The 14,952-nt window shown below is 72.1% G+C and carries 12 protein-coding genes; all 12 read left to right on the top strand.

What is annotated here, in order from left to right; genetic code table 11:
• The first annotated feature begins 422 nt into the window (after nucleotides 1-422).
• The 12 genes from VGC13_RS09550 (at nucleotide 423) to VGC13_RS09605 (ending at nucleotide 14,944) form a co-directional block, all read left to right on the top strand.
• Nucleotides 423-899, top strand: a complete 477-nt coding sequence (locus VGC13_RS09550; protein WP_331125014.1) for a MarR family transcriptional regulator — start codon at nucleotides 423-425, stop codon at nucleotides 897-899.
• Nucleotides 900-1,007: 108 nt separating this feature from the next.
• Nucleotides 1,008-1,415, top strand: coding sequence for a DoxX family protein (locus VGC13_RS09555; protein ID WP_331125015.1), 408 nt, complete (start codon nucleotides 1,008-1,010; stop codon nucleotides 1,413-1,415).
• 79 nt (nucleotides 1,416-1,494) lie between these two features.
• On the top strand, nucleotides 1,495-2,571 hold the full coding sequence (locus VGC13_RS09560) for an LLM class flavin-dependent oxidoreductase (RefSeq protein ID WP_331125016.1): 1,077 nt from the start codon (nucleotides 1,495-1,497) through the stop codon (nucleotides 2,569-2,571).
• Between the two features lie 682 nt (nucleotides 2,572-3,253).
• Nucleotides 3,254-4,051 carry a hypothetical protein gene (locus VGC13_RS09565; RefSeq protein WP_331125017.1) on the top strand — a complete coding sequence of 266 codons (798 nt, stop codon included), beginning with the start codon at nucleotides 3,254-3,256 and terminating at the stop codon, nucleotides 4,049-4,051.
• Nucleotides 4,008-5,432: an asparagine synthase C-terminal domain-containing protein gene (locus VGC13_RS09570; protein ID WP_331125018.1), complete on the top strand. Its 1,425-nt coding sequence runs from the start codon at nucleotides 4,008-4,010 to the stop codon at nucleotides 5,430-5,432. The genes VGC13_RS09565 and VGC13_RS09570 overlap by 44 nt, the downstream gene beginning before the upstream one ends.
• Before the next feature lie 43 nt (nucleotides 5,433-5,475).
• Nucleotides 5,476-6,645, top strand: a complete 1,170-nt coding sequence (locus VGC13_RS09575) for a hypothetical protein (RefSeq protein ID WP_331125019.1) — start codon at nucleotides 5,476-5,478, stop codon at nucleotides 6,643-6,645.
• Between the two features lie 412 nt (nucleotides 6,646-7,057).
• Nucleotides 7,058-8,227 (top strand): hypothetical protein, encoded by a 1,170-nt coding sequence (locus VGC13_RS09580; protein WP_331125020.1) that lies wholly within the window; start codon nucleotides 7,058-7,060, stop codon nucleotides 8,225-8,227.
• A gap of 10 nt (nucleotides 8,228-8,237) precedes the next feature.
• Nucleotides 8,238-9,386, top strand: a complete 1,149-nt coding sequence (locus tag VGC13_RS09585; protein ID WP_331125021.1) for a hypothetical protein — start codon at nucleotides 8,238-8,240, stop codon at nucleotides 9,384-9,386.
• A gap of 10 nt (nucleotides 9,387-9,396) precedes the next feature.
• Complete coding sequence (locus tag VGC13_RS09590) at nucleotides 9,397-10,536, top strand: hypothetical protein (RefSeq protein WP_331125022.1); 1,140 nt, start codon at nucleotides 9,397-9,399, stop codon at nucleotides 10,534-10,536.
• 10 nt (nucleotides 10,537-10,546) lie between these two features.
• Nucleotides 10,547-11,734, top strand: a complete 1,188-nt coding sequence (locus VGC13_RS09595; protein WP_331125023.1) for a hypothetical protein — start codon at nucleotides 10,547-10,549, stop codon at nucleotides 11,732-11,734.
• Entirely contained in the window at nucleotides 11,731-12,885 is a 1,155-nt protein-coding gene (locus VGC13_RS09600) for a hypothetical protein (protein WP_331125024.1), read from the top strand. Before VGC13_RS09595 ends, VGC13_RS09600 begins: the two co-directional genes overlap by 4 nt.
• A gap of 385 nt (nucleotides 12,886-13,270) precedes the next feature.
• On the top strand, nucleotides 13,271-14,944 hold the full coding sequence (locus tag VGC13_RS09605) for an asparagine synthase C-terminal domain-containing protein (protein WP_331125025.1): 1,674 nt from the start codon (nucleotides 13,271-13,273) through the stop codon (nucleotides 14,942-14,944).
• Nucleotides 14,945-14,952 lie beyond the last annotated feature (8 nt).

A 14,952-nucleotide genomic window follows, 5' to 3' on the forward strand; every position in this document is an offset into this window, starting at 1 on the left:
TTGTATCGTTGCCTACGGCGCGCGCAGCCCGACCCGGAGCGCAGCGGAGGGACACGCCCACATTCGCCGTTCGTCCTTTTGGTTCCGGCTACGCCGGGTTAGGGAATAGGGAATAGGGAATAGGGAATAGGGAATAGGGAACAGGGGACAGGGGACAGGGGACAGGGGACAGGGGACAGGCAGTAGGGAGTAGGGAGTAGGGAGTAGGGAGTAGGGAGTAGGGAGTAGGGAGTAGGGAGTAGGGAGTAGGGAGTAGGGAGTAGGGAGTAGGGAGTAGGGAGTAGGGAGGGCTCGCTGCGGCGAGCTCGTCATCCAGTCCCCATGGCCGTGCTCCGCGGGGGGACGTGGAGTGCGGCGCGCAGGGACGGTTCCATTGGGCGACCCTTGTGCGTTGATGTCGATGGGATTATCTTGATGTCAAGATGATTGATGACGATCGCACGGACCCGGGTCCGCAGAGGGACGAAGACACCGCCGCCGCGCTGAAGCTGTGGGTGGTGCTGAACCGGGCCCACCGGGCCATCGGCGAGCACGCACGCCGCCAGATCGAGCGGCAGGGCCTGCGCCCCACGGAGTTCGGCGTGCTGGAGGCGCTGTACCACAAGGGGCCGCTTACGCTGGGGCAGGTGGGAGAGCGCGTGCTGGTGACCAGCGGCAGCGTGACGCCGGTCGCCGACAAGCTGGAGCAGCGCGGCCTCATCCAGCGGCGCATCTCGTCCGAGGACCGCCGCGTGTGCTACGCGGAGCTGACGGAGGCCGGGCGGGAGCTGGTGGGCGGAATGTTTCCCGACCACGCGGAGGTCATCCGCGGCGCCATGGAAGGCCTGACGGTCGAGGAGAAGCGGATCGCGACGGTCCTGCTCCGGCGCCTGGGCCTTCGTGCGGCGGGGCAGGGCTGATTCGGCTGAGTGGATGTTTTGAAGTCAAGATTCTCAGAACAAAGAAGACCGCGCCGCGCTGGCGCCGCACCGGGGCGATTCCCGGGACGTACTGAAGGAGAACACACCATGTCCGCAACGCTTGCGAATGATCTGCCCGCCGCGCGCCGCACCGGAAACGCCGCGAACGTGGCACTCTGGGTGCTGCAGGTCGCCGCGGCGGCGATGCTGGCGATGGCCGGCTTCGCCAAGCTCGCCGGCGCGCCCGAGATGATCGCGATGTTCGACGTGATCGGGATCGGCCAGTGGTTCCGCTACGCGACCGGCTCGCTGGAGGTGCTGGGCGCCATCCTTCTGCTGGTCCCGGCGCTGGCCGGCGTGGGTGCGCTGCTGCTGGCGGGGGTGATGCTGGGCGCCGTCGCCACGCACCTGTTCGTGATCGGCGGAAGCCCGGTGATGCCGCTGGTGCTGCTGGCGGTGACCGCGTTGATCGCGTTCGCCCGGCGCGAGCGCACGCTGCGCCTGCTGGGCCGCTGAGCCCTGGATGCATCACGCGGGGAGGATCACGGGGATCCTCCCCCGGGCGCATCCTTCTTCTCTGGACGGTGAGCGGGACATGAACACGCATCTTGAGCTGGGACTGGATACTTTCGGCGACGTCACCCGCACGGCGGACGGGCAGGCGGTGCCGCACGCGCAGGTGATCCGCGACGTGATCGCGGAGGCGGTGCTGGCGGACCGGGTGGGGGTCGACTTCATCGGCGTGGGAGAGCACCACCGGGAAGATTTCGCCATCTCGGCGCCCGAGGTGCTGCTGGCGGCCATCGCGGGGCAGACGGAGCGCATCCGACTGGGATCGGCCGTCACCGTGCTCAGCTCGGACGATCCCATCCGCGTATTTCAGCGGTTCTCCACGCTGGACGCGGCGTCCGGGGGCCGGGCGGAGATCATCCTGGGGCGGGGCTCGTTCACCGAGTCGTTTCCGCTCTTCGGGTACGCGCTGGACCAGTACGGCACGCTGTTCGAGGAAAAGCTGGACCTGTTCGCGGCCGTCCTGGAGCAGGACCGCACCGGCCAGCCGCTGACGTGGCGCGGCACCACCCGGGCGCCGCTGGTGGGGCAGCGCGTGTTTCCCGGGACGGGGCACGGGGGGCTCCGGACCTGGATCGGGGTGGGCGGGAGCCCGGAGTCGGTGGTGCGGGCGGCGCGCTACGGGATGCCGCTGGTGCTCGCCATCATCGGCGGCGATCCGCGGCGCTTTGCCCCGTACGTTGACCTGTACCACCGGGCGCTGGAAGAGCTTGGAACGCCGCGCCTGCCCATCGCCGTGCACTCCCCCGGCCACGTGGCGCCGACGGACGCGCAGGCGCGCGAAGAGCTGTGGCTTCCGTACCGCGAGATGCGCGACCGCATCGGCGCCGAGCGCGGGTGGCCGCCGATGGGCCGCGCGGAGTTCGAGCGCGAGATCGAGACGGGCTCGCTGTACGTGGGCTCGCCCGAGACGGTGGCGCGCAAGATCGCGGCGACGGCGGGGGCGCTGGGGATCGCGCGCTTCGACATGAAGTACAGCGCGGGCACCCTGTCGCACGAGATCATGATGCGCAGCATCGAGCTGTACGGCCGCGAGGTCATCCCGCGCGTCCGGGAGCTGATGGCCTCCGGGGGCGATGCGTCATCGGCGAAGGCGGCCTGATCGCAGGTTCCGGCAACAGATGGGTCTCATACCGGATCCTGAAAAAGAATGGTCGTACAGAGGAACAGAGTCAGACAGAGAAAGCGAGTTGAATCATCAGCTTGGTTCCTCTGTCTGACTCTGTTCCTCTGTACCATAAAGGTGTTGTTTTTCTGGATCCGGTATCACGCAGAGGCCGCAGAGGAAACCACTCTGCGGCCTCTGCTTTCTCCGTGATATGAAATCCGCGGAAACACCTGTCATTCTGAGGGAGCGCCCACCCGGACTCTCGGGAAAACCGCGGAGCCAGTGGCGCGACCGAAGAATCTCCCTCCCCTCGCGCGGAGCCCCTCCCCGGGCATCGCCCGGGAGCCCCGCGTGACGGAAAGATCCTGTCGTTTCCGACAAAGATTCTTCGGTCGGCGCCACGCTCCGGGGCATACGGAGAGCACTGTGCGGCGCCTCCCTCAGAATGACAGGTTTGGCGGGACGTGGTACCAACCCATCCCGTTCCCACCATCTACAGCGCGTCGTAGCCAGAACTTGGGTAACAAGGCGGTAACAGGGCCGGGGACGTGACACATCCTCCCCGCGGCATCCGTATTCCGTCACACAGGGCGGACTGGTCCGGCCCGGGATCGGCCGGTAGATTGACGGCAAGCCCGCCGTCGTCCCGCGCCCGCCGCCAGACGCAACGTTTTCAATGCCCCGACGCTACGACGACCTGCAGCCGGAGGAGCTGCCCGAGGTGCTGCGCGAGGCCGTCCGCCTGCAGGAGGTGGACGAGCGCGAGCGCGAGGTGCGGCTGAACCGCGAAAGCTACGCGCAGGCCGCGGAAGAGATGGGGATCTCGCGCGTGGAGCTGGACCGCGCCGCGGCGGAGACGCACGCCGCCACCGTGACGCGCATCCGCCGGGGCAGGCGCATCCGCAACACGGTGGCCGGCGCGGCCGTGGCCGTCCTCGCGGCGGCGGGCGCGTACCGCGTGGCCAACCCGCCGCCGCCGGAGCCCGCCGCGTACACCTTTCAGAATGACGCGCAGGTCTGGTCCGGCGACTTCAACGCGCGCTCCACGGGAAGCGCGCGGCAGGAGGGGGGGCGCGGAGTGATCGTGGTGGAGCGCTTCGTGGCCGAGGACGACGGGCGCTACTGGGCCAACCTCAACACCGCCTCCGTCCCCGCGTCGCTGGAAGGGCACGAGACCGTCACGCTGCGCATTCGCGGCGACGGAGGGCTGGGGGAGGCGCGCGTCTTCATCGAGAACGGACCCACGGAGCGCTGGCGGTCGCCTCCCATCCCGGTGGAGGCGGAGTGGCGCACCATCCAGCTGCGGATGGACCAGTTCGAGCACCAGACCCGCCCCGACTCGCGCGCTCCCTGGCGCTCCACGCGCGGCGGTGATCCGGACGCAGTGACGGGCGTTTCCCTCAAGGTCGGCCACCCCTTCAATCCCACGGATGCCCGAGGCCGCGTCGAGGTGGACGACCTCCGGATCGAGTAGCGGCGCGCCCCGCGCCGCCCCGGAGGATGCACCCGATCCCTTTGGCGCGCGCGCCGAGTACGCGCTGCGCCTGGACGGTCGCACGCACACCGCCGCCGACCCGCGCGCCCTGCGCCGCCTTCTCGGTGCGCCGCGCGGGGTGGACCCGGCCGCGCTGCACGGCTACCTCTGCTTTTCGCACCCCCCCGAGCCACGCACGCTGTTCGCCGGCATCGGCCGCGTCGCCACGCCCGCGCCCTGGCGCGAGCGCCCCGCGCCGACGGACGAGGACTCCGCCGTCCGCGCCCTGCGCGCGCTGCTGTCCGCGTCGGTGGCGCGGATGCTGGGCGCGGAGCGCGACGTGGGTGTCTACCTGTCCGGCGGGCTGGACAGCAGCCTGGTGGCCGCGCTGCTGGCCCGCGCCGGGGCCCGCGTCCACCTGTTCTCGCTGGACTTCGGCGCGCCGTGGGACGTGGAGCTGGAGCACGCGGAGGCGGTGGCCGCGCACCTGGGCCGCCCGCTGCACCGCGTCCGCGCCCGCGCCCGCGACGTCCTCCGCGCGCTGGAGCCGACGGCGGCGGCGCTGCACCAGCCCTTCGGCGATTCCGTCACCGTCCCCCTCTTTCTCCTCGGCCAGGCGGCGCGCGGGGAGGTGTCCACCGTCTTCAACGGGGAAGGCGGCGACCAGCTGTTCGGGGGATGGGCGACGAAGCCGATGATCGCGGCGGAGGCGTACGGGGGCCCGGGATACAGCCGCGAGGCTGCGTATCTTGCGACCTATCACCGCTTTCACGGGGTGGAGGACCAGCTGCTGACGCCGGCGGCGCGGGCGGCGATCGGGGCGGTGGATGCGGGGGCGTGGCTGCGGCCCGCGCTGGACGCCCCCGGCCTCCCCACGCTGCTGCACCGCCTGCGCGCAGCCAACATCCGCCTGAAGGGCGCGCAGAACATCGCCCCGCGGATGACGCAGCTGGCGGCGGCGCACGGGCTGCAGGCACGCGCGCCCTTCATGGACCGAGACCTGGCCGAGTGGACGTTCACCCTGCCGGCGGACTTCTTTCTGCGCGGCGCCAGCGAAAAGCACCTGCTGAAGCGCGCGGCGGAAGGGCTGCTTCCGCCGGCCCTGATCGACCGGCCCAAGCGGGGGATGGGGGTGCCGGCGACGGAGTGGCTGCGCGGCTGGATCAGCCCCCTGCGATGGGAGGCGGCGCGGCGCCTGTCCGCGCGGCGGCTGCGGCGCGACGGGTGGTTTCGCCCGGAGTACGTGGCCGCCCTGCGCCGCGGCGACGACGACCCCGGCGAGACGCGCCGCCGCCGGGGCGGCGAAAAGCTGTGGGCGCTGCTGATGCTGCACCTGTGGATGGACGCGCAGGATCCGCCCCTGGACTGGAGAATCTCGTGAGGGGCATCGTGTCGCGCCCCGCATCCCCAGACCCGGCGGCTGCATGAAGTGCATCCATTGCGGGACGGATTCCAGGCGGCGCGAGCGTTCGGCGGGGCGGTGTCCCCGGTGCGGTCACCCGTTCGCCTTCGACCCGACCCTGGACCGGTACAAGGTCACCGATACCCAGTTCCAGAGCGCCGTCGACCGCGTCTCGGGCGGAGGAAAGGTGCAGTTCACCGAGCTCAGCCTGTGGTACGAGTTCAACCATCGCTGGATGAAGCCCGGCTTCTGGCGCAGCCCGTTCGGCGCGCTTCCGTTCGTGGGGGCCGGTTCCGGCGTGGTGGCCGGGCAGGACATCATGCACAACGCGGCTGCGGTGACGGACGCGATCGTGGGCCTGCTTCCCCCAGTTGCGGCCGGCGCGGCGGCGGGGCTCGCCGTCGGCGCCGTGCTGAGTGGCCTGGCCAACCGCCGCGCGCCGCTTCCGCCGCTTCCGCCGCGCATGACGTTCGAGGCGTTCCAGCGAGACTACCTGCGGCGGTGGCGCCAGGTGCACGGTGACGTGGCCGGGCTGCTCCCCGTGCGCGAGGTGGCGCTCCCCGCCATGCCAACGCAGGTGGCGGCGGACGTGGCCGCGTTTTCGTTCGACCGCGCGGTGGTGACGGACCGGTGGGAGACGGCGCAGATGCTGGTGGCCAACCGCTTTCATTTCGAGCACAACTGCGCCGTGCTCAGCCGCGACGGCTACCCGGACGGCACCGCCGAGACGGTGAAGGCCATGCTGCGCCGCAACCCGGCGCTGACCGTCTTCGCGCTGCACAACGCGTCGGCTGCCGGATGCCTGCTTCCGCTCACCCTGCGGGAGCCGGAGTGGTTTCCCGATCCGCGGGTGCGCATCGTGGACCTGGGGCTGCGCCCGGGAACGGTTCGCCGGCTGCGCGTTCCCACGCTGCGCGGCCCCTTTACGCGGCTCCCGCCGCGCCTGGAGGAGGTTCTTCCGCCGGAGGACGTGGCGTGGCTGAAGGAGCACCGCACGGTGGAGCTGGCCGCCCTGCGGCCCGCGCAGGTGCTGCGCGCCGCCTACCAGGGAATCGTGGCCGCCGGGCCGTACGCCGGCTCGTCGAGCGGGTCGGGCGGCGACGGGGGAGACACGTACTACGGCGGCGGCGTGATCTGGGTGGGGGACCTGAGCCCCGGCGCCGACACGGCCGCGGTGGACGGGTTTGGCTGATCATGCCGCGGCATGCCGGCAGGCGTGTCATTCCGGGCCTGTCCCTGCCTGTCCTTGCCGAGACGCGAAAGGTCGCGGGGGCCCGGGACGCGCTTGCGGCGCGCGCGAGGGCGGTCGGGGTGTCGCGGCGGTTCGCGAGGTCTGGCGAGCGGATTTCCCGGCCGGCGCGCGGGATTTCAGGTGAGTTCCCCACCTGCTGCGCAGACCCTTGCTCACGGAACCTGGGCCAGCGGTTGCGGCATCCGGCCCGCCGTTGCCGGCTATTCCCTGTTCCCTGTTCCCTGTTCCCTGTCAGGGATGACGCGGCTGCGGGCGCCTCCGTTCGAATGACGGTTTGGCGCGGCGGCGGGAAGTTGTCGGCTCGGATGAATTTCAACGGCGTACCGCACCCCCAGGCGACGGGACCCATCGGATGAAGTGCATCTACTGCGGGGCGGATTCACGGCTCCGCGACCGGACGGGGGGACGGTGTCCCCGGTGCCGCCACCGGTTCGCTTTCGAACCCACCACGGACCGGTACAAGGTCACCGATACCCAGTTCGAGAGCGCGGTGGAGCGCGTCTCGGGCGGGGGCAAGGTGCAGTTCACCGGGCGGCAGCTGTGGTACGAGTTCAACCGCAAGTGGATGAAGCCCGGCTCCTGGCGCCGCTCGTACACCGCGCTCGTCGCCGCCGTCGCCGTCGCCACCCCGGCCGTGCTGGGCGCCATGGGCGAGATCCAGCACACGCCGCCGGCGTTTCTCCTGGCGGGGGTGGGGGCGGGGGCCATGGCCGCCGTGGTGCTGCGCATGGTGGGACAGCTGCGCGCGTCGGGGCCGCCCCGCCCGCCCCGCATTCCGCTGGACGTCTTTGGGCGGCAGTACCTGGGGCGCTGGCGCGAGGTGCACGCCGACGTGGGGCTCCCCGGCCTGCTGCCGGTGCGCCAGGCGGCGCTCCCCACCATGCCGCGCGAGGTGCCGGCGGACGTGAGCGCCTTTTCGTTCGACCGCGCGGTGGTGACGGACCGGTGGGAGACGGCGCAGATGCTGGTGGCCAACCGCTTTCACTTCGAGCACAACTGCGCGGTGCTCAGCGTGGACGGCTACCCGGACGGCATCGCCGACACGGTCAAGGAGATGCTGCGCCGCAACCCGCGGCTGACGGTGTTCGCCCTGCACGACGCCAGCGTGGGCGGGTGCATGCTCCCGCTGACGCTGCGGGAGCCGGAGTGGTTCCCGGACCCGGCGATCCGCATCGTGGACCTGGGGCTGCGGCCGGGAACGGCGCGCCGCGCACGGGTTCCCGCGCTGGCCGGCGCGCGCGCGCAGGTGCCGCCGCGGCTGGCGGAGATCCTTCCGGCCGAGGACGTGGCGTGGCTGGGCCGGGGCCACGTGGCGGAGCTGGCCGCCCTGCGCCCCGAGCAGGTGCTGCGCGCCGCCTACCGGGGCATCGTGGCGGCCGGCCCCGGCGGCGGCTCGGATGTCTCGGGTTCGGGCGGGGATTCGGGCGGCGGTGGCGGCGACACGTACTACGGCGGCGGGGTGATCTGGGTGGGCGACATGAGCCCCGGCGCCGACACCGCCGCGGTGGACGGGTTCGGATGAGGGCGGCGGCATGAAGTGCATCCACTGCGGCAAGGTCTCCCTGCAGCGGGAGCGGACGAACAAGCGCTGTCCCGGGTGCGGGCACCGGTTCGCGTTCGACCCGCCGGCCGGCCCCCGGGGCGTCACCGACGTCGCGTTCCAGGACGCCATCGACCGCGTGTCCGGCGGCGGACGGCTGCGGTTCACGGCCCGCCACCTGTGGCACGCGGTCAACGGGCCGTTGAGGATGCCGCCCCCGCCGCCCGGCACCGGGTCCTTCTTCCCGCTGTTCATGCTGGGGGTCGTCCTGCCGGTGGCCGCCATCGCGCTGCTTGCCAGGCTGCCGATCCTGCTGTTCGTGGCCGGCCAGGCCGGTGTGATCGCTGTGCTCGCGAAGGTGGTCGGCGCGGGCGCGGCCCACGACCGGAACATGAAGTACGCCGAGCAGCTTGCGCCGCTCCTTCCGTTCGACCTGTTTCTTTCCCACCAGCTGCAGCTATGGCGCGAGGCGCACGGCGACGTCCCCGGCCTGCTGCCGCCGCGCGAAGCGGGCGCCGCCGCCGAGCCCCCCCAGCTGCCGGCGGACGCGTTGTCGTGGGACCGCGTCGTGGTGACGGACCGGTGGGAGACGGCGCAGATGCTGGTCGCCAACGGCTTTCACCTCGAGTGCGGCTGCGCCGTGCTCAGCGTGGACGGCTACCCGGAGTGCAGCGCGGACACGGTAAAAGAGATGCTGCGCCGCAGTCCGCACCTGACCGTGTTCGCGCTGCACGACGCCAGCGCGGACGGATGCCGGCTTCCGTTGGACGTGCGCGAGCCGGAGTGGTTTCCGGCGCCGTCGGTGCGCGTGGTGGACCTGGGGCTGCGGCCGGAGACGGTGAAGCGCCTGCGGCTGCCGGCAATTCCGGGCCGGCCCTGGCGGTTGCCGGACCTGTCTCCGCGGCTCGACGGGCTGCTTCATGAGGAGGATGTGTGGTGGCTGGGCGCGGGGAACGTCGGCGAGCTCGCCGCGTTCCCCCCCGAGCAGGTGATGCGGGCGGCGCACCAGGCGATGGTGGCCGCGGGACTGGGCGGCGCCTCCGGCGGCGCCCCGGCGTATGACGACGCCGCGTGGAGCGCCCTCGCGGACTGGTTCCGCGCGCTGGGCGCCGACGCGGACGCGGCGGACGGGTCCGGATGAGGGCGGCGGCATGAAGTGCATCCACTGCGGAAGGACCTCCCTGCTGCGGGAGCGGACGCGCGGGCGCTGTCCCGGGTGCGGGCACCGGTTCGCGTTCGACCCGGCGGCCCGGCCGGGAGCCGGCACCGACGCCGAGTTCCAGGAGGCCATCGACCGCGTTTCCGGCGGCGGGCAGCTGTGGTTCACCGCTCGGCAGCTGTGGCTGGCCGTCAACGCGCCGCGGACGATCCCGCCCCCGCCCTCCACCACAGGACCCAGCGTGCTGTTCGCGCTGGGCTTCGCCCTGCCGGGGATGATCCTGGCGCTGTTCGAACCGGGACTGCTGATCATGGCCGTCCTGGGGGGCCTGGCCGGGGCGGCGATCGGCGCGGGCGCGGCCAGGGACGAGACGCTGAAGTACGCGGACCAGCTCACGCCGCGCCTTCCGTTCAACGTCTTTCTGAGCCATCAGCTGACGCCGTGGCAGGAGGTGCACGGCGACATCCCCGGCCTGCTGCCGGTGCGCGGCGGGGAGGTCGCCGGCGAGCCCCGGCAGGTGCCGGCGGACATGGCCGCGCTCTCGGTGGACCGCGTCGTGGTGACGGATCGGTGGCAGACGGCGCGGATGCTGGTCGCCAACCGCTTTCATCTCCAGCACGACTGCGCCGTGCTCAGCCGGGACGGGTACCCGAAGGGCGTTGCGGACACGATCAGGGAGATGCTGCGCCGCACCCCGGGCCTGACGGTGTTCGCGCTGCACGACGCCAGCATCGACGGTTGCCAGCTTCCACTGGGGCTGCGCGAGCCCGAGTGGTTTCCGGACCCGTCGGTGCGCATCGTGGACCTGGGGCTGCGGCCAGAGACGGTCATGCGCCTCAGGCTGCCGCCAATCATCGACAAGGACACGACGTCGTGGTCCGAGCGGCTCGGCGAGCTGCTTCCGTACGAGGATCGGCAGTGGCTGGACGTGGGGAACGTGTACGAGCTTGCGGCGCTGCCCTCTGAGCAGGTGATGCGGGCCGTGTACGAGGGGATGGCGGCCGCGGGACGCGACAACGGCTCCGGCCGCGCCCCGGCGTACGACGGCGCCCACTGGGCCGGCGTCGCGGACGGGTTCCGCCCCTTGGCCGGCGGCGGCGCGGACACGGCGGTGGTGGCCGGGTCCGGATGAGGGCGACGACATGAAGTGCATTCACTGCGGAAGGATCTCCCGGCGGCGCGAGCGGACGGGCGGGCGCTGTCCCGAATGCCGGCACCGGTTCGCCTTCGACCCAGAGGCGCGGCCGGGAGCCGGTACCGACGCCGAATTCCAGGAGGCCATCGGCCGCGTTTCCGGCGGCGGACATCTGCGGTTCACCACCCGCCAGCTGTGGCTGGCCGCCAACGCGCCGCGAAAGATGCCGCCCCCGCCGCGCCCCAGCAAAGGGCCCACCGTGGCGTTCGCGCTGGCTTTCGCCCTGCCGCTGACTGTCCTCGTGCCGCTTGCCGGCATGCCGGGACTGCTGATCATGGCCGTCCTGGGCGGCATGGCCGGGGTGGCAATCGGCCAGGCCGTGGTCAAGGACGAGATGCGGAAGTACGCGGACCGGCTCAGGCCGCGCCTTCCGTTCGACCCCTTTCTGCGCTACCAGCTGACGCCGTGGCTCCAGGTGCACGGCGACATTTCCGGCCTGCTGCCGCCGCGCGGCGCGGACGCCGCCGCCGAGCCCCCGCGGGTGCCGGCGAACGTGGCCGCGTTCGCGGTGGACCGCGTCGTGGTGACGGACCGGTGGGAGACGGCGCAGATGCTGGTCGCCAACCGCTTTCACGTGGGGCACGGCTGCGCCGTCCTGAGCCGCGACGGCTACCCGGACGGCATCGCCGAGACGGTGAAGGAGATGCTGCGCCGCAATCCGCGCCTGACCGTGTTCGCGCTGCACGACGCCAGCCCGGAGGGATGCCAGCTCCCGCTGGACCTGCGCGAGCCGGAGTGGTTTCCGGCCCCGTCGGTGCGCGTGGTTGACCTGGGGCTTCGGCCGGAGACGGTCAGGCGCCTGAACCTGCCGCCGATCCCGGGCCCGCCCGTGCAGTCGTGGACGTTGCCCGCGCGGCTCAGCGAGATGCTTGCGTACGAGGATCGGCAGTGGCTGGCCGCGGGGAACGTGTACGAGCTGGCGGCGTTCACCCCCGAGCAGGTGATGCGCGCCGCGTACAGGGGGATCGTGGCCGCGGGACGCGACGACGGCTCCGGCCGCGACCCGGCGTACGACGGCGTCCACTGGACCCGCGCCGCGCCCTGGGTCGGCGCGCCGGCGAGCGGCGGCGTGGACGCGGCGGAGGTGGCGGCCCGGATGAGCCGCCATCATCGCCCCATGTATCCGGTAGAATGAAGTGCATTCACTGCGGGACCGATTCAAAGCTGCGCGAGCGGGCGGACAGGCGCTGCCCGAAGTGCAAGCACCCGTTCGCCTTCGAGCCCACGGCCGATCCCCACAACGTCACCGACGGTCAGTTCAAGAACGCCGTCGACCGCGTCTCGGGCACCGGCAAGGTGCAGTTCACCGAGCGGGAGCTGTGGTACGAGTTCAACCGGCGGTGGATGCACCCCGGCTTGTGGCGCAGCCCGTTCGGCCTGCTGCCGGTCGTCGGCGCCGCGCCGGGCGTGCTGGCCGTGCTGGACGTCATCCACGTGACGATTTTTCCCGCGGCCCTGATCTGTTTTGGCGTGGCGGCGGGGCTGGGGGCGGGCGCCGGGCTGAGCGCCCTGGCCAACCGGCGCGCGCCCCGACCGCCCCGGCCGCCGCGCATCCCGTTCGACGTGTTCGAGAGGGAGTACCTGCAACGGTGGCGGGAGGTGCACGGTGAGGGCGGCGTGATCGGCCTGCTGCCGGCGCGCCAGGCGGCGCTCCCCGCCATGCCCACGGAGGTGCCGGCGGACGTGGCCGCGTTCTCGTTCGACCGGGCTGTGGTGACGGACCGGTGGGAGACGGCGCAGATGCTGGTGGCCAACCGCTTTCACTTCGAGCACAACTGCGCGGTGCTCAGCCGCGACGGCTACCCGGACGGCATCGCCGGCACGGTGAAGGAGATGCTGCGCCGCAACCCGCGCCTGACGGTGTTCGCCCTGCACGACGCCAGTGCCAGCGGATGCATGCTCCCGCTGACGCTGCGGGAGCCGGAGTGGTTCCCGGACCCGGCCGTGCGCATCGTGGACCTGGGGCTGCGGCCGGAGACGGCGCGGCGGCTGCGCGTTCCCGCGCTGGCCGGGGCGCCCACGCAGGTGCCGCCGCGGCTGGCGGAGATCCTTCCGGCCGAGGACGTGGCGTGGCTGGCGGAGGGGCACACGGCCGAGCTGGCCGCGCTGCGCCCGGAGCAGGTGCTGCGCGCCGCCTACCAGGGGATCGTCGCCGCCGGACCCAACGACGGCTCCTCGTCCGGCGGGGCGGACGGCGGCGGGGACACGTACTACGGTGGCGGGGTGATCTGGGTGGGCGGCATGAGCCCCGGCGCCGACACCGCCGCGGTGGACGGGTTCGGATGAGGGCGACGGCAACGGCGGCGGTGGCCGGATCCGGGCGACGGAGAATCCGCAAAAGAATGGGCCTCACACAGAGTCAGCAGAGTCAGCAGAGTTTTCTCGTGCCGTTTCCTCTGCGCTCACGATCAGAAACACTGATTCGTAGTGAGCGGAGGCATGGCGCGCAGGTCGGCGAGGCACGAGCCGGCGTGGGATGTCGGGAACGGGAGAGGGATGGAAATGCGGCAGGGTGCCATGAGAATTTTTTTGGAGGGGATGCGGTTTTCCCGATCGTCCCCGGAGCGCGGCGGAACAGGCCGACTGGACACCTGATGCGCGATCTTGAGAACCCCGCCGCCAGCTCCAGGGCTGAAGTGGACGCGCGGGATTTCCGGAAGATAGGGCCAGGATGAGCGGATTCGCGGGGGTGCTGGGCGGTCCTGATCCGGCCGCCGCGCTCCGTCGGCTGGGCGCGGAGCCGGCGTGGAGCGGGGGAGAGGCGGCGTTCGCGGGCGCGATCGAGCGGGCGGCGGACGGGGGATGGATCGCGTGCGGCGACGTGGTGGTCGACAACGCGGCGGAGCTGCGGCGAGCGCTGGACCTGCCCGGCGCGTCTCCGCTGGCGCTGCTGGCGGCGCTGGTGCGGGCGCACGGGGCGGACGCCGGCCGCCACGCGCTGGGGATGTACGCCGCCGCGGTATGGATCCCCGCCGAGCGCCGGCTGTGGCTGCTGCGCGACGGCGCGGGCGCGCGGACGCTGTACTGGACGGGGGATGCGTCGCGCGGGTGGAGCTTCGCCTCGTCGCCCCGAGCGCTGCGGCGGGCGGCGGGCGTCTCCGGCGATCTCGATCTGGTGGCGCTGCGCGATTACCTGACGTGCGCGTTCGTTCCCGGCGAGCGGACGATGTGGCGCGGCGTCGCGGAACTGCGCCCGGGGACGGCGATGTCGCTCCCCGACGGAGGGGCGCACGTCTTCTGGGAGCCCGTGGAGCGCATCGAAGACGCGGACGCGCCGCTGGAGGTGCACGCGGCGCGGCTGCGCGAATTGATCGACGATGCGGTGCGGGTGCGGCTCCCCGCGTCCGGCCCGGTGGGCGTGTACCTTTCCGGCGGCGTGGACAGCAGCCTGGTGACGGCGCTGGCGGCGCGGATGGCGCCCGGGCCGGTGCACACCTTCTCCCTGCACTTTGGCGGGGGATACGCCAACGAGCTGGAGTGGTCGTCGCTGGTGGCGCGGCACTGCGGGACCCGGCACCACGTGCTTGAGTTTCCCGCGTCCATCATCCAGAAGCACCTGCCGGAAAGCCTGGCCGCGCTCGACGACCCGATCGGCGATCCGCTCACCACGCCCAACCTGCTCATCGGCCGCGCGGCGGCGGCGGTGACGGGGACGATCCTGAACGGCGAGGGGGGCGACCCCAGCTTTGGCGGGCCCAAGAACACGCCCATGCTGCTGCACGCCCTGTACGGCGGCGCGGACGACCTGACGACGGCGTACCTGCGCTCCTTCGGCAAGTGCTGGGACGACCTGCCGTCGCTGCTGACGGGCGACGTGCGGGCGGCGCTGCACGACGGGCCGCCGGCGGGGTGGTGGTTCGCCCCGCGGCTGGTGGACGGGGGGATGCGGCACTTTCTGAACCGGTTGCTGGACGTGAACGTGCGCTTCAAGGGCGCCGACCACATCCTCACCAAGGTGGCCAACCTGACGTCCGCCAGCGGGCTGGCCGGCCGCTCGCCGCTGGCGGACCGGCGCGTGATCGACGCCAGCTTCGCCACCCCCCCCGAGCACAAGCTGGCCGGCACGGTTGAAAAGGCCGTGCTCAAGGCCGCCGTGTCGGACCTGCTTCCGGCGGAGGTGGTCCACCGCCCCAAGAGCGGAATGCTGGTCCCCGTCCAGGCCTGGTTCCAGGGCGAGATGCGCCCCTACGCCCGCGCCATGCTGCTGGACCGCAACGCGCGCACGCGGCCGTACTTCGATCAGCGGACGGTGAAGGAATGGCTGGATACGCCCAAGGTGCCAAAGCGTGGCGTGAAGCTGTGGCTGCTGCTGACGATGGAAGTGTGGCTGCGGGCCAACGAGTGAGCGGCTGA

The sequence above is a fragment of the Longimicrobium sp. genome (assembly GCF_036399255.1).
GTDB lineage: Bacteria > Gemmatimonadota > Gemmatimonadetes > Longimicrobiales > Longimicrobiaceae > Longimicrobium.